General features: G+C 48.5%; 22 protein-coding genes. 17 read left to right on the forward strand and 5 right to left on the reverse strand.

All coding sequences use genetic code 11. From position 1 onward, the window contains the following. Positions 1–62: 62 nt before the first annotated feature. Positions 63–782 (forward strand): 5'-methylthioadenosine/adenosylhomocysteine nucleosidase, encoded by a 720-nt coding sequence (locus LKE53_00140; GenBank protein MCH3971175.1) that lies wholly within the window; start codon positions 63–65, stop codon positions 780–782. Next, on the forward strand, positions 769–1347 hold the full coding sequence (locus LKE53_00145) for a cyclase family protein (protein ID MCH3971176.1): 579 nt from the start codon (positions 769–771) through the stop codon (positions 1345–1347). Before LKE53_00140 ends, LKE53_00145 begins: the two co-directional genes overlap by 14 nt. 52 nt (positions 1348–1399) lie before the next feature. Here the strand turns inward: LKE53_00145 and lexA are convergent, their stop codons facing one another. After that, complete coding sequence (lexA, locus tag LKE53_00150) at positions 1400–1999, reverse strand: transcriptional repressor LexA (protein ID MCH3971177.1); 600 nt, start codon at positions 1997–1999, stop codon at positions 1400–1402. 320 nt (positions 2000–2319) lie between these two features. Here lexA and LKE53_00155 point away from each other — a divergent pair, with 320 nt between their 5' ends. Together LKE53_00155 and LKE53_00160 are read left to right on the forward strand one after the other, a co-directional pair. Beyond that, positions 2320–3126: a M23 family metallopeptidase gene (locus tag LKE53_00155; protein ID MCH3971178.1), complete on the forward strand. Its 807-nt coding sequence runs from the start codon at positions 2320–2322 to the stop codon at positions 3124–3126. Between the two features lie 263 nt (positions 3127–3389). Beyond that, a complete protein-coding gene (locus LKE53_00160) occupies positions 3390–3824 on the forward strand; it encodes a hypothetical protein (GenBank protein MCH3971179.1) in 435 nt (144 codons plus the stop codon). Positions 3825–3991: 167 nt separating this feature from the next. On the opposite strand, the gene spoIIID is transcribed toward LKE53_00160, so the two are convergent. The 3 genes from spoIIID to LKE53_00175 all read right to left on the reverse strand — a co-directional run bounded on the left by spoIIID (position 3992) and on the right by LKE53_00175 (position 6767). Beyond that, on the reverse strand, positions 3992–4267 hold the full coding sequence (spoIIID, locus tag LKE53_00165) for a sporulation transcriptional regulator SpoIIID (GenBank protein ID MCH3971180.1): 276 nt from the start codon (positions 4265–4267) through the stop codon (positions 3992–3994). A 230-nt stretch (positions 4268–4497) separates the two neighbouring features. Further along, positions 4498–5196 carry a response regulator transcription factor gene (locus LKE53_00170; GenBank protein MCH3971181.1) on the reverse strand — a complete coding sequence of 233 codons (699 nt, stop codon included), beginning with the start codon at positions 5194–5196 and terminating at the stop codon, positions 4498–4500. A gap of 8 nt (positions 5197–5204) precedes the next feature. Then, positions 5205–6767 (reverse strand): HAMP domain-containing histidine kinase, encoded by a 1563-nt coding sequence (locus tag LKE53_00175; protein MCH3971182.1) that lies wholly within the window; start codon positions 6765–6767, stop codon positions 5205–5207. Positions 6768–6999: 232 nt separating this feature from the next. On the opposite strand from LKE53_00175, the gene LKE53_00180 reads away from it, so the two are divergent. From LKE53_00180 to LKE53_00200, 5 genes are all read left to right on the forward strand, one after another. Next, the gene (locus tag LKE53_00180; GenBank protein ID MCH3971183.1) at positions 7000–7233 is read left to right on the forward strand and encodes a hypothetical protein; all 234 of its coding nucleotides are present in this window, start codon (positions 7000–7002) and stop codon (positions 7231–7233) included. A 15-nt stretch (positions 7234–7248) separates the two neighbouring features. Beyond that, entirely contained in the window at positions 7249–8520 is a 1272-nt protein-coding gene (locus tag LKE53_00185; protein ID MCH3971184.1) for a sugar ABC transporter substrate-binding protein, read from the forward strand. 96 nt (positions 8521–8616) lie between these two features. Beyond that, entirely contained in the window at positions 8617–9519 is a 903-nt protein-coding gene (locus LKE53_00190; GenBank protein ID MCH3971185.1) for a sugar ABC transporter permease, read from the forward strand. Positions 9520–9534: 15 nt separating this feature from the next. Further along, positions 9535–10389: a carbohydrate ABC transporter permease gene (locus tag LKE53_00195; protein MCH3971186.1), complete on the forward strand. Its 855-nt coding sequence runs from the start codon at positions 9535–9537 to the stop codon at positions 10387–10389. 42 nt (positions 10390–10431) lie between these two features. Next, positions 10432–11790 (forward strand): GH1 family beta-glucosidase, encoded by a 1359-nt coding sequence (locus LKE53_00200; GenBank protein MCH3971187.1) that lies wholly within the window; start codon positions 10432–10434, stop codon positions 11788–11790. A gap of 591 nt (positions 11791–12381) precedes the next feature. On the opposite strand, the gene LKE53_00205 is transcribed toward LKE53_00200, so the two are convergent. Beyond that, positions 12382–12864, reverse strand: coding sequence for a hypothetical protein (locus LKE53_00205; protein MCH3971188.1), 483 nt, complete (start codon positions 12862–12864; stop codon positions 12382–12384). Between the two features lie 206 nt (positions 12865–13070). Here LKE53_00205 and LKE53_00210 point away from each other — a divergent pair, with 206 nt between their 5' ends. The 8 genes from LKE53_00210 (at position 13071) to LKE53_00245 (ending at position 20971) form a co-directional block, all read left to right on the forward strand. Next, the gene (locus tag LKE53_00210; protein MCH3971189.1) at positions 13071–14096 is read left to right on the forward strand and encodes an aliphatic amidase; all 1026 of its coding nucleotides are present in this window, start codon (positions 13071–13073) and stop codon (positions 14094–14096) included. A gap of 42 nt (positions 14097–14138) precedes the next feature. Then, positions 14139–15401 (forward strand): transporter substrate-binding domain-containing protein, encoded by a 1263-nt coding sequence (locus LKE53_00215; protein ID MCH3971190.1) that lies wholly within the window; start codon positions 14139–14141, stop codon positions 15399–15401. 125 nt (positions 15402–15526) lie between these two features. Beyond that, on the forward strand, positions 15527–16384 hold the full coding sequence (urtB, locus tag LKE53_00220; GenBank protein MCH3971191.1) for an urea ABC transporter permease subunit UrtB: 858 nt from the start codon (positions 15527–15529) through the stop codon (positions 16382–16384). A gap of 6 nt (positions 16385–16390) precedes the next feature. Then, the gene (gene urtC / locus LKE53_00225) at positions 16391–17506 is read left to right on the forward strand and encodes an urea ABC transporter permease subunit UrtC (GenBank protein MCH3971192.1); all 1116 of its coding nucleotides are present in this window, start codon (positions 16391–16393) and stop codon (positions 17504–17506) included. Next, complete coding sequence (gene urtD, locus LKE53_00230) at positions 17506–18264, forward strand: urea ABC transporter ATP-binding protein UrtD (protein ID MCH3971193.1); 759 nt, start codon at positions 17506–17508, stop codon at positions 18262–18264. The genes urtC and urtD overlap by 1 nt, the downstream gene beginning before the upstream one ends. After that, the gene (gene urtE, locus LKE53_00235) at positions 18265–18957 is read left to right on the forward strand and encodes an urea ABC transporter ATP-binding subunit UrtE (GenBank protein ID MCH3971194.1); all 693 of its coding nucleotides are present in this window, start codon (positions 18265–18267) and stop codon (positions 18955–18957) included. Between the two features lie 22 nt (positions 18958–18979). Then, positions 18980–19579, forward strand: coding sequence for a cytidylate kinase-like family protein (locus tag LKE53_00240; GenBank protein ID MCH3971195.1), 600 nt, complete (start codon positions 18980–18982; stop codon positions 19577–19579). Positions 19580–19903: 324 nt separating this feature from the next. Continuing rightward, a complete protein-coding gene (locus tag LKE53_00245; protein MCH3971196.1) occupies positions 19904–20971 on the forward strand; it encodes a response regulator in 1068 nt (355 codons plus the stop codon). Position 20972 lies beyond the last annotated feature (1 nt).

The following is a 20972-nucleotide window of genomic DNA, read 5'->3' on the forward strand; positions in this document are numbered from 1 at the left end:
GTTGTCAAGAAATCTTGACAGCCTCTTTTTATTTGTGTATTTTATTGCCTAAGGAGTTATTTATGATTGGAATTATCGGTGCCATGCAGGTGGAAATTGAGCAGCTGCTGCCTAAAATGAAAGGTATTACCAGCCATAAAATCAGCGGGGTTGTGTACCATCACGGCCGCCTGGCCGGCGTGGAATGTGTTTTGGCACAGTGCGGCATCGGCAAAGTAGCCGCCGCAGTCTGCGCACAGACCATGTTTTTGCGCTATCACCCGCAGGCCGTTTTGTGCGAGGGGGTTGCAGGTGGAATCGGAAAATCCATCCGCATCGGCGACCAGGTTGTTGCCTCTGCATTGGTTCAGCACGATATGGATACCTCTGCCGTGGGCGATCCGGTTGGCTATATCAGCGGTTTAGGGCAAATTGAGATGAATACTTCGAAAGAAATCTCTGATTTACTCTGTCGTTGTGCAGAAAAAGCACACCCCGGCCATGTACACCGCGGCGTTATTGCAACCGGCGACCAGTTTATCGCCGATCCGGCGCGCTTAAAGCAGCTGTCGCAAAAATTCGGCGCAGTTTCATGTGAAATGGAGGGCGGCGCGATTGCGCAGGTGTGCTGCATGGCGGGCATTCCATTTGCAGTGCTACGCTCTATTTCGGATAATGCCGATGACGATGCAAAAGTTGCGTATACTTCTTTCGTAAAAGTCGCAGCCCATCAAAATACCGAGGTGCTCTTGGCGGCGCTTCCTGGTTTGGCAGAGTGGGAGAAAACGCATGAAACTCATTGATATTACAAAAGAATTGTTCAGTACGCCGGTTTATCCGGGCGACCCGGAGGCCCGCCTGCATTTTGTGCGGCAGCTAAAAACCGGCGGCGACTGCAATTTGAGTGAGCTTTCTGCCGGTAGCCACAACGGTACGCACATGGATGCGCCGCTGCATTTTATTCCGGACGGTGCGGATATCAGTCAGGTCGCATTAGAACGCTGTCTTGGGCCGTGTGTCGTTGTACGCGAAGAGGGAATCCTCAGCCTGCAGCGTATGCAGGAAATCCTGCGCCAGGCGGGCAGCCCGGAGCGCCTGCTTTTGGCGGGGAAAGTTTTCCTTTCACGCGAAGCAGCTGTTGCTGCCGTAACGGGTGGCGTCAAACTGGTCGGTACGCAGCAGAGCAGTATTGCGCCGATGTCTGACCCCGCGGGACCGCACTGTGCGTTGCTTTCCGCGTCGGTCGCCGTGCTCGAAAATTTGGATTTGGAAACCGTACAGCCCGGAAAGTATTGGCTGTGTGCACTACCGCTGAAAAACCGCGGAGAAGAAGCGTCTATGGTACGTGCAGTGTTGATACAAAAATAAAGAACAGGAATGGCTGCTTTTACGCGCGCGTGCCATTTCTGTTCTTTATTTTTTAATAGCCGCGGTACAAAGCAACCACTTTGCCAAGAATGATGACTTCGCTGCTGTAAATAGGCGAAAACGCTGGGTTTTCCGGCTGCAGACGGACACGGTCCGCCTCTCGGAAAAAGCGCTTGACGGTCGCTTCGCCGTCAATCATGGCAATGACAATTTCGCCGTTTTCTGCTTCCGGCGTCTGCCGTGCAATGACAATGTCATCGTTGAGAATGCCGGCGTCTTTCATGCTTTCCCCATGTACATGCAGGGCAAAGTAGACAGCGTCTTCGCTGCGGCGGGGCGGGCAGTAGGGGACGTGCCCCTCAGTTTCCTCCACTGCAAGAATCGGCTGACCGGCGGCTACACGCCCAACAACCGGCACCTGCAGGATTGGGGCGGAATGGCCGCCGTCAGGCACAGTTAAGTGGATTGCACGGTTTAAGCCGGCATCACGGGTAATGTATCCCTCGCGCTCCAGCGTCTTTAGGTGCGCATGGACACTGGAGGTGGACTTTAGGCCTGTTGCAGCGCAGATTTCGCGCACAGTAGGGGGCAGGCCGGTTTGCAGGCGGCTTTTCAGGTAGTCGTAGACTTTCTGCTGGCTGGCGGTCAGCATGGCGGAATTCCCCCTTTTATCAGTTACCTGTAGTATACCATAAAGTCTTATAGAAAGCAAACGTTTGTTTGTAATTGCTTTTATTTATAAAAATTCATATACTATTAACAATTTTTAGGCTAATATGCTGTATACTATACGAGTAATCAAGTTCAGCGGAGCCGCACCGTTCACTTGATGTATGTTCTACCCTCCTCAATATACCCCTCAAGCTATTGAAAAAAACCGGGTGCCGCAGCCCGGTTTTTTTCTGTTTATTTTTCCAGTGCTGTGTATATTTTCCTGCCGCGCCGACCATACTATGGCTGGAGGTGGCAGGATTGAGCAGTGAAAATTATACCCCAAATGACGAACCGGAAAATGAAACCCAAACCGAATATACCCCGCGCAAAAAGCGCTCTGGTGCCGGGAAAGGGCCCTCTTCCGGAAAAAAGGGCTTTTACATTGCGCTGTCTATCTGTTTGGCAGCAGTCGCTGTGGCCGGCTGGACAACCTATGGCAGCCTGCACAAATATCAGCGGACAGCGATGGATACCCTGGAAAGCATTACAGAGAGCATAGCGCCCCAGTCAGAGAGCGGCTTTGCCGCGGCATCCTCTTCGCAGGCAGAAGTGCTGCAGAGCAGCCTGTCTGAAAAGAAGCCCGTGTCTTCCGCTTCCAGTAAAGCGGAAAGCAAGGCTGCAGCCGCCGCGGCAGCAAAGCCGCAGAACAGCCGCGCTACAGCAGTGGCAAAGCTGCGCAGCCCAGCGGCCGGCGCTGCAGTGCAGGCTGCTTTCAGTGAAACGCCGGTCTACTCAAAAACCATGCACGACTGGCGTGCCCACGCGGGAGTAGACCTGCGCGCGGAAAAGGGAACCGCTGTTACAGCTGCCGCAGATGGCACCGTAATTGCCGTCTCAAAAGCGGAAAACTTTGGCACCACCGTTCAGCTTTCTCATACGGGCGGGCTGGTCACTTGGTACTGCGGTTTGTCAGATGTGACTTTGCAGAAAGGGGATACCGTAAAAACCGGCCAAACGCTTGGCAAGGTAGGCGAGGTTCCCTGTGAAGCGGACGAAGCTTCGCATTTGCACTTTGCTGTACAAAAAGCCGGCGCGTTTATCGACCCAGCCCCATTCCTTAAATAAAAAGAATAGGATTCCTGCAAGTAGCAGCCCCAGGGTGCCCCGCCCTGCGGCTGCTTTTCTATTTGTTTGTGTTCTGCGGGCAGGTATGGTATACTATAGACGAAGAGAGTCATAATCAACAAAATCATACAAGAAATCACACGGCTGTTTGTTTACAAAATATACACTTTCCGTTTGAATTGCTGTTTCATTTGCATGGTATTTTATAAAAGGCCTTTGATTGAAAGAACTCTTTTAAGGCTTCAAGGAAGGAGTCCTGTGTTTTGGCAAGAAAGAAATCGGTACTTGTATGCGTCACCAATCAGCATGACTGCGACCGGCTGATTCGTACGGGAAAATACATTTCGCGCAAACTCGGGGTGGAGCTGCAGGTCTTGAGTGTGCAGTCGGCCAAAAGAGGCGGCACCCGTGAAAATTGTGAAGAGCTGGAGTATCTGCGGCAGGTCTCAAATGAGGCAAACGCAGAAATGACCGTATATTTTAATGACGAGGCTGCCTATACGGCGGCTGCATTTGCACAGCAGGCGGGCGCTGTGCATATTGTCACCGGTATGGCAGAGGACGGCGCAAATGGGTTTATCGATGTGCTGCACAGCCTGCTGCCCAAGATACCGATTTCCATGGTTACAAGAGACTGCAAGGTGCACAATATCTGTCCGGAAAATACAGAATGTGCACCGCGTGTGATTTATTTATAAAATATTAAAAAAGGAAGCGAAGGGCGCGCAAGCCCTTCGCTTTTTTGCTGCTTAACAGAAAATACGGCAAGGCAGAAGAAAGACCGCACTGCTTCCCCCCAAAAAAGCTGGTGCTAGTAGAACGGCAGTGCAGCCCTTTGCAGAGAAGCAGCTCATGCGCTGCCCTGTCAGCCAGCCGACTTCATCTTTTGCTGATTCAGCCTCGCATATTTTGCCTTTGTGGCTTGACCGCCGCGGATGTGCCGCTGCGCCTTGTTGACAGCCAAAACTTTCTGTACTTTTTGGTAGAGCTGCCGGTCGATCTGCTCTAAACGCTTTGTAACATCTTTATGTACGGTGCTTTTGCTAACGCCAAACTTTTTAGCAGCGGCACGGACAGTCGCTTTGTGCAAAACAATGTATTCCCCAAGCTCAACAGCTCTTTGTTCGACGATGCCTTTCATAAAACGCACCCTCCCGCTTTTCGTTATTGGATACTATGCGGGAATGGCGCCGTTTATGAAAGGCAGAGCCTGTGGCTGCATTCAAACGAGCCATGTATGCTTAAGAATCATTTCTGGCGTTGACAATATTTTTATTTTGAAGCAATGATACCAGAAGGATCGTGCGGCGTTTGGCGAACTGCTGCCAGAGCAGGGGATGCCGAACATTGTTCGCAGGAAGAACAGGGCAGTTACACTTTGCCCTGTTTCACGCGCTGTATCACATCAAAGAAATTAATCTGTTCCAGCATGGAAATTACTTCGCTAATAGATTTTTTATTGAATTTTTTTAAGATACTGTGAATCTGCGTTTTTACGGTGGTAAGTTCCACATGGCGAATGCTGCAGATTTCTGCTCGCGTTTTACCCTGCTGGGAAAGATAAAGAATATCCATCTCTGTATTGGTCAGTTGTGACGAAATTTGTAGAGTCATAATCAAGCTCACTTCGGAATTCTTGACGCGCTTAAATTCCCTGCGAATTTTATTGGCAATCATTGGGCGTATCGGGGAGCGGCCGTGATATGCGTCTATTACAGCATCGACGACCTCTGTGCTGGAGGCGTCTTTCAGCAGGTAATCCACCACACCCAGCTGAAACGCCTTGAAGACCGTGCTGTCGTCCGAGGAAACAGTCAGGATAATCATTTTTGTATTTGGCAGTTCCTGCAGGATTTCCTGCGTAGCATCCAGCCCGGCCCACTTGCTCTCCATTTCGATGTCCATTAAAATGACGTCCGGGTGAGAAACAGCTGCCATCATGACGGATTCATAGCCGTTTCCCGCACAGCCCACCACTGTGATACGCTCGTCTTTTGTCAGGCATTTGCAATAGCGCCGCTGTAAAGGCTCCATATCGTCTACAATCAATACCCTGATCTGTTCGCTCATGCTGCTCCTCACTTTGCTCTTAAAAATTTCTCAGCTTTCCGAAAATCCGACTTTGCAAAAAGACTTTCTCTCTCAGAAACCGCTGGAAGCAATATCGTAAATGCTGTACCTTCCCCTGGTGTGCTGCTCACGCTGATGCGCCCGGAATGTGCCATGATAATCTTGTGGCATAGGGAAAGGCCAATGCCCCAGTTCTTTGAAGCATTCTTTGTAGAATAATACGGTGTAAAGATTTTGCCAAGGTGTTCTTTGGCAATGCCGGTGCCATAGTCGCGCACAGTGATGACCGACCAGTGGGAATGACTTTCCACCGTGATGTCAAAGCGCTTTCGCTCAGCTGGCGCTGAAAACATGGCTTCGGCACCATTGGTCAGCAGATTGATGATGACCTGTGAAAAATAGTCGGCGTCAATCATGGCTTTGGGGCACGGCGACGGGATCTCCAGATGTACCACGAAAGGTTTCAGGTAGTCGGCAGTGTCAGACAGTGCCTTGCGGATGGGTACATCGACCGCGAGCGGCTTTAAACAAAGACGGTCATTTTCCACCAAGACGTGCATTTGGTCTATATGTTTTAAAATCTTTCGGCAGTCCCCGCTGATGTCCGTGAGTGCTTCGGCTTCTTCGCCGGGGCCGCCTACGGCGTCTTTTACATCGTCCAGCTGTGCCATGATGGAAATAATCTGATTTTTAATGTAATGGCTGAAAACGCTGGTGGCAATCGTGGCGGCATTGATTTCTTTAGAAATAGATTTGTTTATCGTTGTTACATGCTGCTGGTACGCCGCGTAGCGGCATATGCCAAACGTGATGACTGCCAAAGTACACAGCAGAACGTACGGGAAAAGATGATAAATCAGTGGGCTGCTCAAAAGACTGACTGTCAGGTAATCCGTAAAGTGCGCAATTTTAGAGACCTTTACAAGCAGCGCCGGTGCCCAGAGCAGCAGCAGCGAATAGTTGATGATAATGGAGAGAAAACTCGCAACAATCAGAAACATGTAGTGCTTAATCAGCTTGATTTGCTTTAACTTTAGATAGCTGTAACAGAGAATTGCCGCACTGAAGACAAGATAAAAAGCATTGACCGCGTGTGTTGCCTGCGACAGCACCCCGTAAAAAAGGTCGATCGCATCGGCCGAAACATAGTTGGGGTAGAGCACAAGATACGCCCACTGGTAAAAATCCGGGTCGTAAAGGACAGGCTGCAGAATCAGCGGCATCGCCAAAGCTGCCAACAGCTTTCCGCTGATCTTTTTCGGGGAAAAAGAGCCCGAAAAGACAACGCAGAAATAGAGAAACATCATACTGGAAAAGTTGATGATGCGGATAATCCAGTCCTGACTAAACGGTGCCAGCGCAAAATAATCCCATAAACGGCGCGAAACACCAAAATAATTTTGTATAACATTATAATAATAATTATCCCGCCCCAGATAGAGCATGAATGCGAGAATATCTGCCAAAAACGCAAAAAGGAGAATGGCAAGGTACCTGATGGACTTGCTCTTTTTGCTGACGGAAAAAAGAAATGCAGTCAGCAGGAACAGAAAGGGCAGAAACAGCAGCATCAGCGAACCTCTCTTTTCTAATTCTATAATATCCGTTTTGATGGCCCATATAGAAAGGGCTTTTCTTTTTGTACTGCAGTAATTAATAATTTTATTGTAACTTGTTAAAAAAAGCACCCGTTGTGCAGCATTCTTATTAATATCTGCACAAGTATAACATACCAAACTGAAAAAGACAAACCGCTCATCGGAGGAAATCAACCGGCATATCCCGCCATTTTTGGCGCAGAGGATGATATTCTTTCAACCTCTAAAAGCGGTATACGGCCTCAAAAAGGAGAAACGCCCACCGGATTTTGAAAAGCAGTCGAAGAAATACACAAATTTTATTACGAAGCAGAAGAAATATTTGGCCGAAAATTTATCAGCCTATGCAGATAGCATGGGATATGCTATGCTTTTAGCAGTTCCCGGGAAACACGGCGCGGAAAGCCGCGCAGAAAAACGGATGATTGGAATCCATTAACAGGAGGAAATGTTTATGAAACGGTTTTTGTCCGCTGTACTGGCTGCGGCAATGCTGATGACTGCCGCGGGGTGCGGAGCATCATCGTCATCGGGAGGGAACGCTTCCGGCAGCGTGCAGGGAAAGGTGACGTTAAATTATTATACTTGGAGTGATGAAAAGACTTATATCCCCCAAGAAGTGGCCGCCTTTGAAAAAGAAAACCCAAATATCAAAATCAACACCATTGTCATACCCAGCAGCGACTACGACCAAAAGATGCAGGTGCTGCTTTCTGGCGGCACTAACGTCGACCTTTTAGACGTGCGGACGATTCAGAAGTTGAGCGACTACTCAAAGGGAAACTCGATTGTGAATATGTCAGAGTTAATCAGCCGCGACAAGTTTGACACCAGCCCCTACGGCACGCTGTTTCAAAAGTACACACTCAACAATACCCATTATGGCCTGCCGGTGCGCGGCTCGTGCTGGATGCTGCTTTACAACAAAGATGTTTTTGACAAAGAGAAAATCGCTTACCCGGGGCAGATGACCTGGACGGAGTTTGAGGCGCTGGCGAAAAAAATGACACACGGCAGCGGCACCAGCAAGCAGTATGGCACCTACATGACGACCTGGGTGTACAACCAAATGGCTATACAAAAGGGCGTTTCTCTGCTCGACGACAACCCGGTCAGCGCCTTGTCGTATTCGCTCAAGGTGTTTAACCAAGTGTTCAATGTTGACAAATCCGCTATGGACGTGGCACAGCAGAAAGCCGTCAACGCCGACGCCGACGCCGAGTTTGAGTCTGGCAAGTACGCGATGATGATTAACGGCGACTGGACTTTCTCTATGCTGGACGCCGACATCAAGGCCGGCAAAGCCAAGCTGAACTATGATGCGGCCCCGCTGCCGGTGCCAGAGGGCGTGCAGGCGGGCACTTCGCACGGAACCGACTCCTTCGTTTCCATTGCCGCCAGCTCCAAAAACAAAGAGGCATGCTGGAAATACGCAAAGTTTCTGTGCGGCGAAAAAGGTGCGACAATTATGGCCCAGACCAAAAACTTCCCCGCTTATCACAGCGACGCGGTAAGAAATACCTATATTAAGGCCGTGGGCAAAGCAGGCGCAAAAACGGTATTTGACTCGAAAATGGTACAGGAAGCGCCGGCCAATTCACACCTTTCGGATATTACAGAGGCCTACAACGAGCAAGCAGAGCTCTATCTTCTCGGTGAAAAGTCATTGGATGACGCCATGAATACTTTTATAAAAAAGCGCAGCAGCATTCTGAATAAATCATAACCATCTTTTCATAGAGAGAGAAAGGGACAGGCTGCAAACCTGTCCCTTTCTGATATAAGCCAAACGCTACTTGTGTACGTAAGAAAGGAAACGAATATGAAGATATCTCAGATGACTTCCACACAGAAGCGGGAGTGGCGCAGCGGCATCTTCTTCCTGCTGCCAAACATCGGCTTCTTTTTCCTCTTTACATTTATTCCGATTATTGTCGGATTGATTCTCAGCTTTACAAACTACAATGGATTCAACCTGCAGACGATGAAGTTTGTCGGTCTGCGCAACTTTATCGAGCTTTTTCAGGATGACTATTTCCTGGTTGCTTTGCGGAACACGCTGGTTTACACCTTGGTCAGCGTACCGCTGACACTGCTTTGTGCGCTGCTGCTTGCGCTTGCGCTGACGGCACCCTTGCCAGGAAAAGGTATGTTTAAGACGGTGTTTTACTTTCCCTCTATCACCGCTATGGTCGCGGTGGCCATTGTGTGGGGAATGATGTTTAACCCGACCGGCGGGCCAATCAATAATTTTTTAACCTCCATCGGGGTACAGAATCCTCCCGGGTGGATCGTCTCTACAAAATGGTCGATGTTTTCGGTCGTAATCGTTTCTGTCTGGAAAAACGCCGGCTATTACATGATTATGATTCTCTCTGGTTTGCTGAGCATTCCCTCTGACTGCTACGAGGCGGCGAAGATCGACGGCGCCCACGGGTGGAAAAAGTTTTGGTACATCACCTGGCCACTGCTGTCGCCCACCATGTTTATGGTGACAATTTTGGCTGTCATCAGTTCTTTCCAAGTGTTTGATCTAGTGTATGTCATGACGCAGGGCGGTCCGGGCGACTCCACAAGCGTGTTGGTCTACCGCATTTATCAGGAGGGCTTTAAAAACATGAATATGGGCTATGCCTCTGCTATGGCGTACTTCTTGTTCCTCATTATTTTGATTTTTACATTAATTCAATTCAGAAGCCAAAAACAGACAGCGTCTGCACAGTAAAGGGGGGTGAAAAGGATGACAAGTTATACAAGAAGCAATACGCTGGGTAAGGCCAAAAAAACGGCCTCAAAGACTTTGATCTTTATTTTTCTGATGATTATGTTGATTATTATGGTGGTGCCGTTTTTGTGGATGCTTTCCGCATCCCTAAAATACAACCAAGAAATTTTCAGCAGCACCTCTTGGATTCCGCAGCACGCCCGCTGGTCGAACTACAAGGACGTCTGGACACAGATCAACTTCCCGGTCTATTACTTAAATACCATTAAACTTTCCGTTGTCATTACGACACTGCAGCTTTTCACCTGTTCCTGTGCGGCATATGCATTTTCCCGGCTGCATTTTCCCGGGCGTGACAAGCTCTTTCTAGTCTATCTTGCCACCATGATGGTTCCGTGGCAGGCGATTATGATTCCACAGTTTGTCATTATTAAATCCATGGGCCTTTACAATACACACTGGTCGCTGATCCTAGTGAACGCTTTCAGCGTTTTTGGCGCGTTTCTGCTGCGCCAGTTTATGCTTGGCCTGCCGACAGAGCTTTCGGAAGCGGCAAGAATCGACGGCTGCAACGAGTTCCAAATTTACTGGCGCATTATTATGCCGTTGACAAAACCATCTTTGGCGACGCTGACTGTTTTCACCTTTACCTTTGTGTGGAACGACTACTTGGCACCGATGATTTATCTCAGCGATGACAACCTGAAGACCATCCAGCTTGGCTTAACCTTTTTTCGCAGCACCTACAGCGCAGAATACGGTTTGATTATGGCCGGCACAGTCTGTTCCCTCATTCCGATTATTGCTATTTACGCGTTTGCACAGAAGTACCTTGTAAAAGGGGTCGCGTTTACCGGACTAAAAGGCTGAGACCCTCAGCACAGGAAAATGCGCTCTGGAAAGGAAATCAATATGGGCTTTCAGAAAAATTTTGTATGGGGCGCGGCAACTTCCGCATACCAGGTAGAGGGTGCTTTTCAGGAAAATGGAAAAGGGCTGTCCATTTGGGATGAATTCTGCAAAATCCCGGGTAGAATCCAAGGCGGGCAGACGGGACAAGTCGCGTGCGACCACTATCATCGCTTTAAACAGGACATTACCCTGATGAAAGAAATTGGAATCAAGGCCTACCGTTTCTCCATTTCGTGGACGCGTGTTTTGCCGCACGGCACTGGGGAAGTTAACGAGGCCGGATTGCAGTTTTATGAGGAATTGGTGGATGAACTGCTGGCAAACGGCATTATGCCCTATGCAACGCTTTTTCATTGGGATTACCCAGCGGAGCTGCAGCAAAAAGGCGGCTGGCTCAACCCGGAAAGTCCAGAGTGGTTTGAAAACTATGTGACGATTCTGGCCAAACGCTTCCGCGGGAAAATCAAGCACTACTTTACCATCAATGAACCTCAGTGCTTCATCGGGCTGGGGTACTCTAAAGGTGAACTGGCGCCCGGCCTGCGCTGCTCGGACAGCAACGTGCTCGCTATGGTGCACCATGTGCTGCTTGCTCACGGGCTGGCGGTGCGAGCCCTGCGCAAATACGGCGGGGACGGGCTGCAGATTGGCACCGCGCAGTGCGGGAAAAATTATGTGCCGGTTTCAGAAAGCGACGAAGATATCCGGGCAGCAAGACAGGCCACCTTTGCCGTGCCAAATACCATAGATGACCTTTTATTCAGTGTTTCCCTGTGGAGTGACCCGATTTTTAAGGGAGATTATCCACAGGCATATTATGAAAAATACGCAGATATCCTACCACTCATCAAAAGCGGAGATCTGGAGCTGATTCATCAGCCAATCGATTTTTACGGGCAGAATCTCTACTCTGCAACACTGGTGCAGGCGGAAAAAGACAGCTTCCGTTTCGCCGAGTTTCCCGCCGGAACGCCGCGAAATTCTGTAGGCTGGGCAGTTGTTCCAAGCGGGCCGTTTTGGTGCGCCAAATTTCTGTATGAAAGATACGGTAAGCCAATCTTTATCAGTGAAAACGGTATGGCGGCACACGATACGGTTTCTCTGGATGGCAGAGTGCATGACCCGAACCGCATTGATTACCTGCACCGGCATTTGCTGTCGCTGCAGAGGGCCGTCAAAGAGGGCATTGACGTTACGGGCTATTTCCAGTGGTCTCTGATGGACAACTTTGAGTGGACCAATGGCTATGCGGTTCGTTTTGGCATGGTCTATGTGGATTACAAGACGCAGCAGCGAATTTTAAAGGACAGTGCGCAGTGGTACAGTGATGTCATTGTGTGCAATGGTCAGAATTTGTGATCTAGGAATTTTTTGAACAAGCAGGGCGTCTCTGGAATTAAAATCGCCGGCAAATCCGAAGAAAGACTCGGCGTATACGCGACTTTTAATCTCTCTATTTTGAAATGAAAATGTCATCGATTTCGTGTATTTTTCTTCCATGTTAATACCATGATTTTCTCCGCCATCCTGTTAGTAGCTCCTGCAGAAAACGGCCCTGCCGTTGATGTCGGTTGCTTTTGTAATGGTGCGGTTTTTTAGTAAATGTTCCCGCAAAAACTGCAGTGCAGTTTCACACATGAGCGGAATGTCAATGTGAAAGTCAGTTGCACCAATAAAACCAATACAATACTATGATAGCCTTTGCTGACAAAATAATTGACCATTTGCGTAAGAATGGAATCAAGGTTTGGGCGCACCGCGTCAAAGGTGCTTTCATCCGGAGAAGTGCCGATGCAAATGCCGCTTTTCGTAATTTTTTTTAATGTTTCGAGTTCCTTGTGATTTATCCAGCCAATGACTAAGAAAGCCTGTATATCTTTGCTTACGGTTTGGATGCCGTCGCTTCGGGTATCCTTTGTCAGCTGAACATTATACTTTGGCGCTTGCTTTTCAATTTTCTGCAGCAGCGTCTGATAATAAACATCCTCCAGTTCTTCCTGTATTTTCGGCCAGCAGAGCAGCGCTGTATGGTCGATTTTCGGGAAGAACTGCTTTTTTATAGTGCAGTTCTTCTGCGGCAGTGCATTTAATATTTGGCTGCTGAAATCTTACATGGACGGTGTTTCTAAGGAGCTGGACGAGGCAGTATTTTGAGATGATTTTGTTGAAATGTCTTTCGGTAATCAAAATAGTAACTGGTATGGCATTGCTTCGCGGTGTAATCTGTTCTATCGGCACGGTGAGTTTGAGATGGTGAAAGACGCAATGGGGAAACTGCTGATAGAGTACAATAAAGTTTGCAATTTCGCGAAAGCATAGAGAAGCCACGGGCTCTAATGTTTGTCTATTGCATTTCACCTTCGTTGAAAAAATGATCGAACTTGACAAAAGCCAAGAGAAAAGTGAGAAGATTTTGCACAGCCGGTGGCGCAAGCCTAAAATTTATCCTCTTTCAAATAAATATTCTCCGTTCCTCAACGACCAGCTGACGAGTATGATAGATACCAGAAACAGCGTAATAACCATAGTACAGACAAAGATGCAAAGGCGCATATCCACTTTACCGGTGGATGTGCGCCTTTTGTTTTGGCTGTGGATGGATATTATAAAAAAATGATTTATTGTGGAGGTAAAAAGTTATGATGCACGGAGATATTACATCCAGCCCGGATACCCTTGGTTTGGCAGTTGTAAATTGGAAAATGCCGCGGCTGCACACCAAAGAGGGCATTCTGGAAAACTGCCATAAGATTAAGGACTATATCAAGGGACTCAAGACCGGCATCCCGGGACTGGACCTGATTGTGTTCCCAGAGTACAGCACACATGGCATTATGTACGATTTCGATGAAATGATGAAGCTGGCTGCGACCGATGATGGCGAAGAAGTGGAAATCTTTAAGCAGGCCTGCATTGAGAACAAGGTTTGGGGCGTGTTTTCTTTGACGGGTGAGCGCCACGAAGAGCACCCGAACAAGGTGCCCTACAATACACTGGTAATGATTAACGACAAAGGTGAAATTGTGCAGAAGTATCGGAAGATGCTGCCTTGGACACCGATTGAGGGCTGGTACCCGGGCAGCGGAACCTTTGTTTCCGAAGGACCAAAAGGAATGAAGATCAGTCTGATTATCTGCGATGATGGCAATTATCCGGAAATTTGGCGTGACTGCGCTATGCGCGGGGCGGAACTGGTCATTCGCTGCCAAGGCTATATGTACCCGGCCGAGCAGGAAGAAGTAAATGTGGTGCCGGTCATGGCGTGGTGCAACAATGTTTATGCGGCCGTTTCCAATGCGACCGGTTATGATGGCGTTTATTCCTACTTTGGCCACTCTTCTATCTGTGGCTTTGACGGACATATTTTGGGTATGTGCGGCGCGGAGGAAAACAGCTACCAGTATGCACAGCTTTCAGTCAGTGCCATACGGGATGCACGAGCAAACTGGCAGTCTCAGAACCATCTTTACAAGCTGTTGCACAGAGGCTATACCGGTACGCTGAACTCCAAGGAAAATCGCTTTGGCGAGCCGGAATGCCAGTTCGAATTCTACAGGAACTGGGTCAATGACCCGCTGGGTACACAGAAGAAAGTGGAAAGCATGACCCGTAAATTCCCTGGGGTCAAGTGGGCACCCATAGAGGGCATTCCGCACGAAGAATAAGGCCGGCCATACAAAACACATAGAAAACAGGAGATGATTGCAGTGAAGAAGGGTAGAAGATTGATTGCACTGGCGCTTGCGGCTGCGCTGGTTGCCATGCCGCTTTCCGCCTGCAGTGACAATGACAGTGACCACGCAGGAAGCAGCGGCAATACCATTAAAGTAGGAATTTTGTTTTCGGAAAGCGGCTCGACCGCACTGGTCGAAAAGACCATGACCAATGCGTGCAAAATGGCGTTTGATGAAATCAACAAGTCCGGCGGTATCAACGGGAAAAAAATTGAGTACATCCATGAGGACTATGCCTCGGATCCCTCCAAGGCTACTGAAAAAATGAAAACACTGATTGAAGAGGACAAGGTGGTAGCCACGGTTGGCTGCTACACCTCTGCCAGTCGTCAGGCAACGCTTCCCACTCTGAAAGAAGACAACTCTCTGCTTATTTATCCGACCTATACAGAGGGAGAAGAGGTACACCCCAATGTCATTTACGTGGGCTGTATGCCCAACCAGCAGGCAACGGAGTTTGTTCCCTATCTGCTGAAGAAATTAGGGAAAAAGGTTTACCTAGTCGGTTCTGACTATGTTTTCCCCAAAACCTGCAACAAGCAGGCACGTGCGCTGGTGAACATGTACGGCGGTTCCGTGGTGGGTGAATCCTATGTGCCGCTGGGCGGAACGGATTTTTCCACTGTCTGCGAAAAGATTAAGAAGTCCGGTGCCGACTTTGTGTATTCGGCAGTAATTGGTGACTCTAACACGGCGTTTTTCAAAGCTTTCAAGCAATATGGACTAGATGCTGCCAAGACGCCGATTTGTTCGATTGGCATTGACGAAAGCAATTTGCAGGCCATTGGCGCGGACTATGCGGAAGGGCACTATGCTTCTATGCCGTACTTTTCGTCACTGAATACTGCGGCATCCAAAAAATTTGTTCAGTCTTACAACAGCCTGTACAAGGATGGCACAAAAGTGACCGTGCTGACAGAGTCGGCTTATTCCAGCTGCTATCTGCTGGCCGCCGCGCTGAAGAAAACCAGCGATCCGTCAGACACTAACGCACTGATCAAATCTTTCAGCGGCATTACCTTTGATGCACCGCAGGGGCAGATTAAGGTAGACAAAGCAAATCACTCTACATGGGTTTTCTCACGCTTTGCCAAGATTCACAATGGGAATTTTGACATTCTCTATTCTTCTAAGAGCGCAGCCCGTCCCGAGCCGTGGCCGTCTATTTTGTATCCGCAGTATAAGAGCAGCAACTTCATGCCTAGCTGGAGCGACCCCAAGTGCTATCCGCAGTAAGTCAATAACAAAGTGCTGCAAAGCAGGCCCGCCTCTTTGCTTACTGTAAAAGCTGTGTCAGCTGTAAGCAGAAGCAAAGCGCAGAGCGCTTGCTTGCAGCATTTTTATATGGAGGGATGATGAATATGTCTGTTTTCCTGTCCCAACTAAGTAACGGCTTGAATCAGTCAGCCGTTCTTCTCATTGCAACACTGGGTTTGCTGATCATTTTTGGAATGATGGGCGTTATCAATATGGCACATGGGCAGATGATTATGATTGGCGGATTTTGTGCGTTCATCTTTACCAAGATGTTTCGGGCACCGTTCCTGCTGGCAGTTCTGCTTTCCTTTTGCTTTGCGGCAGCGCTGGGGGCAGCCATAGAGTTGACCGTTATCAAACGGCTGTACGAAAAACCAACCGAAACCATTTTGGCAACCTACGCAATTTCGGTCATTATTACAGAAGGTGCCAGAATGATATGGCCGCTGTCCCAAAACGTAGCAATGCCGCTGCCCGGTGTGCTGAAGTTGGGCACTGTGTCCATTCCTATTTATAACATCTTCATGGTGGCCATGGCGGTAGTGCTGCTGGTTATGACAGTGATGCTGTTTAAGAAAACAAAAATCGGCAGAAAAATCAGTGCCATTACACAGAATCGGGAAATGACCGAGTGCCTTGGCATCAACACCTCTGCAATCGATACGTTTACATTTTCCTACGGTGCTGGTTTGGCAGGCATTGCGGGCTGTGTGTTGGCACCGATGGTGGGCGTGTCCTACAATATGGGTTCGTCCTACCTGACAGACTCGTTTCTGACAGTGGTTTTGGGAGGTGTACAGTCTATGGTGGGTGCGGCGTTGTCCTCTGTACTGATTGGCGAAGGAAGAACGCTGCTGGCAGGGATCCTGAACGATACCTGGGGCATGATTCTGGTGTACTTTGCCATTATTGTCCTAGTACGATTCCGACCGGAAGGACTGTTTGCGAAAGAAAGGAGGTAGTGGAACATGATGCGTTCTGTTGCAGCTCGTCGATCTGACCGCCCGAAAAAGGTGCCGGTCAATCGCTTCATCGACTTAGTCTTGGTTGTGTTTCTGGCGCTGTTTCCGCTGTTTGCAAAAACTTTTCAGGTAGAGATGATGGGCAGATACATTGCATTGTCTATTTTTGCAGTTTCTTTGGACCTGTTGTGGGGATATATGGGCTTGCTCAGTCTGGGCCATGCAGTTTTCTTTGGCATCGGTGGCTATATGATTGGGCTCTGTTACCAGATCCAGCATGGGCTGCCGTCCTTTATGACCCGCGAAAAAATCACCCAGTTGCCGTGGTTCTACCTGCCGTTGAAAAATCCGGCGCTGGCGGTAATTCTCGGTATCGCCATCGCAGCGCTGATGGGTGCGCTGCTTGGATTCTTTGTGTTTTCCAGCAAAATTAAGGGCGTGTTTTTTACAATCATTACGTTGGCGCTGGCAACCATGTTTTATCAGTTCATTATTACAGAGCAAAAATACACCAATGGTTTCAACGGCCTGCAAAATATCCGGCGCTTTGCAGTGGGCAGTGGTGCCCCGCTGACGAAAAGACAATATTATTATGTAATTCTGGCCGTTGGCGTTGCGGTGTTTCTTTTCTGCATTTGGTTTACGAAGAGCCGTGTTGGAAAAGTGGCGGTGTCCATTCGTGAAAATGAGGAGCGCCTGCGCTATTTTGGCTACAAAACTTCACACTACAAAATTTTAATTCTCACCATTTCCTGTGCAATGGCAGGTTTAGCTGGCGCGCTATATGCACCGGCGACCAGTTCCATTACACCGGTCGATATTGGTGTTTCCGCGTCGACTGCCGTGGTCGTCTGGATTGCTGTGGGCGGCAGGGGAAACCTGACCGGTGCAGTGATCGGTACGCTGCTCATCAACTGGGCGCAGAGCTTGTTGTCGGACAAGTTCGCCAACGTGTGGCAGCTGATTCTGGGCGTGGTGCTGCTGCTCATCATTTTCTTTATTCCAGATGGTATCATTGGCCAACTTGTGAAACTGCAGAAACGCTGTGGAAAGCAGACACCCCATACAGAAAAAGTTGCACTACAAGAGAGCAGCACAGCGGAAAGCGAGGTGTTGTCGTAATGGAAGACGCTTTGCTGGATATTCGAAACCTTAGCATTTCTTTTTCCGGCTTTCACGCGGTTAGCGATGTCAGTATGCGGGTGAAGCAGGGCAGTGTCCATGTGGTTATAGGTCCCAACGGTGCCGGAAAAAGCACCTTAATGGATATGATTACGGGAAAATCTAAACCCACGGCCGGCCAAATTCTGTTTCACGGAAAAGACATTGCGGGTATGGATCCCGGCGTGATTGCGGCAAAGTATAAAATCGGGCGAAAGTTTCAGGGCCCCAATGTGTTTGACAACATGACCGTATATGAAAATGTTGAAATTGCACTGGCAGGGTACACCACAATTGCAAAAGCGTTTCGATACCGAAGAAATGCCGCGGTGAAGCAGGAAATTCAAAGAATTTTGCAGCTTGTCTGTCTGGAAACAGAGCAGGACAGGGTGGCTTCTGAACTTTCCCACGGGCAGCGGCAGTGGCTGGAAATTGGCATGGTGATGATACAATCGCCGGAGCTGATTGCGCTGGATGAGCCCGCTGCCGGCATGACCGATGATGAAACCTTTAAGACAGGTGAACTGATTAAGAAATTGGCAGGAAAGCACACGCTGCTGGTTATTGAGCATGACATGGATTTTGTGCAGCAGATTGCCGACTGTGTGACAGTCCTGAACCAGGGCAAGGTGCTTGCCGAAGGTACTTTTTGCGAGGTAAAGGAGAACCCGCAAGTCATTAAAGCGTATCTCCAAAATGATGAAGGCGAGGGGTACTGAGTGGACATTCAAGAGATTTATGTGAATTACGGAAAAAGCAGAGTGATCAACGGTATTTCCGCTACGGTGACCTGCGGGGACAAGTTGACAATTTTGGGGCGTAACGGCGTGGGAAAGACCACCTTTCTGAAGTCACTGATTGGTATCCTTCCGCTGGAATCCGGCAGCATTTCTCTGGATGGCCGCGACATTTCGAGGCAGCCGCCGCACCGCCGCTCTCGGCTGGGGATTGCTTATGTTCCTCAAGGACGTGAAATTATTTCGGACTTGACGGTGGAGGAAAACTTGGATTTGGGCGGTTACGCACACGTCAAAGACTTGGAAGCGCAAAAGAAAAAGGTACTTGCCTTTTTTCCAGCGCTGCAGGTACACCTCAAGCGAAAAGGCGGCGTCCTTTCCGGTGGGCAGCAGCAGCAGCTTGCCATTGCCCGTGCGCTGATGTCTAACCCGAAGCTTTTGCTTTTAGATGAGCCGACAGAGGGCATTCAACCTAATATTGTTGCAGAGCTGGCATCTATATTGGATCGTGTTCATGACGAAATGGGTGTGACCTTGGTTGTTGTGGAGCAGAACCTGAAGTTCGCCAGAAGGATTGCGGAGCATTACTTAATCATTCAAAAGGGCAAAGTGGTGTCTGCCGGTAAGATGAGCGGCCTGCAGGAGGAAACCGTGAAGAAGTACTTGGCGGTTTAAAGCAATCGAGAGGAGGTACATGATGGGAAAAGTCATTACGGTAACGCGTGAGTTTGGCAGTATGGGACGCAAGATTGCCATGGCTACGGCGGAAAAGCTGGGCTTTCGGTATTACGACAGGGACATTATAGAAATGACCGTGAAGGAACTGCACGGAAACCTGCAGGAACTTTCAGCAATGGAAGAGAAAGGAACGCCGCTGTTTTCCAGAATGGTATATCCGCTGGGTATTGGCAGCTCATCAATGCAGAACCAGCTGTACGAAATGGAGAAAAGCGTTATTATCGATTTGGCGGCAGCTGACGACTGCGTCATTGTTGGCAGATGCTCTGACTACATCCTGCGCGAGTGTAAGCATCCCAATATGCTGAATGTCTTTATCTATGCTCCTTATGATAAGCGTGTAGCATTTTCCGAAAATGAACTGAACTTAAGCTATGATCAGGCTAAGGCTTACATTGCTAAGGTTGACAAGGCAAGACGCGACTTTTACAAAATGCACACTGGTGTTTCGTTTCACTCAACCAAATACCGGCACATGATGCTGGACAGTTCCATTACCTCACATGGCAACTGTGCAGAAATCATCTGTGCAGCTGCCCGCGAAAAATTCGGTTTATAGTCGGTGAAATAAGAAAGAATGATGCACTGTGACGTTTCACCTAAGTTGGGGCACAAGGAAACAAATCTCATAAGGAAATAAATGAAAAAGAGCGGGCAAAACTGCCTGCTTATTTTTTCGTAGAAGGAATGATTCGCACAGGTAAAAGAGCAGAAAAATACTGCCGTCAAGTGGAGAATGCTTATGAGAAATCTACCACTTCACAAATTGTACTTTTTCATGTATGATAGAGGAAAGTAACACAAGGGTGTGTATATTAGGCAGAAATGCTTGGTGTACATACCCTTTTTATATGAAATTCTGCTGTAAAAAGGAGGCGGCACCATGCATAAGGTTATGCTGGTAGATGATTTCGAAATCTTCAGAAGTCAACTGAAACAGCAGGAAAGCTGGAAAAACCAGTCACAATTTTGTATTGCCGGGGAAGCGGACAATGGAGTGGAAGCACTGGAATATTTGCGGGGCCACCCAGTGGATATTTTAGTAACGGATATCAAGATGCCCAAAATGGACGGCATTGAACTTTTGCAGGCAGTGAAGGAGGAACGCCTGTGCGAATGTGTGATCCTTTTAAGTGAGTACGCAGACTTTGAGTATGCACGTGAAGGTATTGTTTTGGGTGCATTTGATTATTTGATCAAGCCAGTAAGTGATGGTACATTTTTGAATGCACTGAAACGAGCAGCAGATTTTTTAAGGCAATCCGCTGCCCGGCCGGAACTGCAGGATGCACTGTATGACGAGCGAAATGCCGTGATAAAAAGTATTCTGCAGGGCTCTGACCATTTTCAGGAAGCTGTAGCCCGGCTGTCGGAAAAATGTTACAGCATGGCAGACCAGGACTTCATCAAAAGCGGTGCTTTTTTGGCAAAAACCATTAAAAAAATTTATGCGGTGTTGGTGCAGGAAAGAAGCTGGCTGCCGCTTTTGGTGCCGGAGGTGGAGCACGTTTGCAGCGAAATTTTGCAGTGTGACACCATGTACATGGCACTGTCTATTTTTGAGGAATATATGCGCGAAGTTTATACCATCGTACATCTTTATGGTCCCCCGAATCTTCCAGAACTGTCTGCCAAAGTGGTCGCCTATGTGCTGTCTCATCCTTACGACAAACTTACGCTGGCACAAACGGCTGAAAAATGCTTTGTAAACAAAGCTTACCTGAGCCATAGGTTTAAAATAGATGTTGGAAAATCATTTGTAGAATATGTCGGATGTGTAAAAATGCAGATTGCCCGCAAGCTGCTGGATGAAGCAGACGTGACGATAGCTGAAGTTGCCGACCAGCTGCACTACGAGGATCCCAAATACATGAGCCGTTTATTTAAAAATTATTTCGGTATGGCACCGTCAGACTACAAAAAAACGCGGGAGAATTGTGAAAAGGAGTGAA

The sequence above is a fragment of the Oscillospiraceae bacterium genome, from assembly GCA_022483045.1.
Taxonomy (GTDB): Bacteria; Bacillota; Clostridia; order Oscillospirales; family Acutalibacteraceae; genus Caproicibacterium.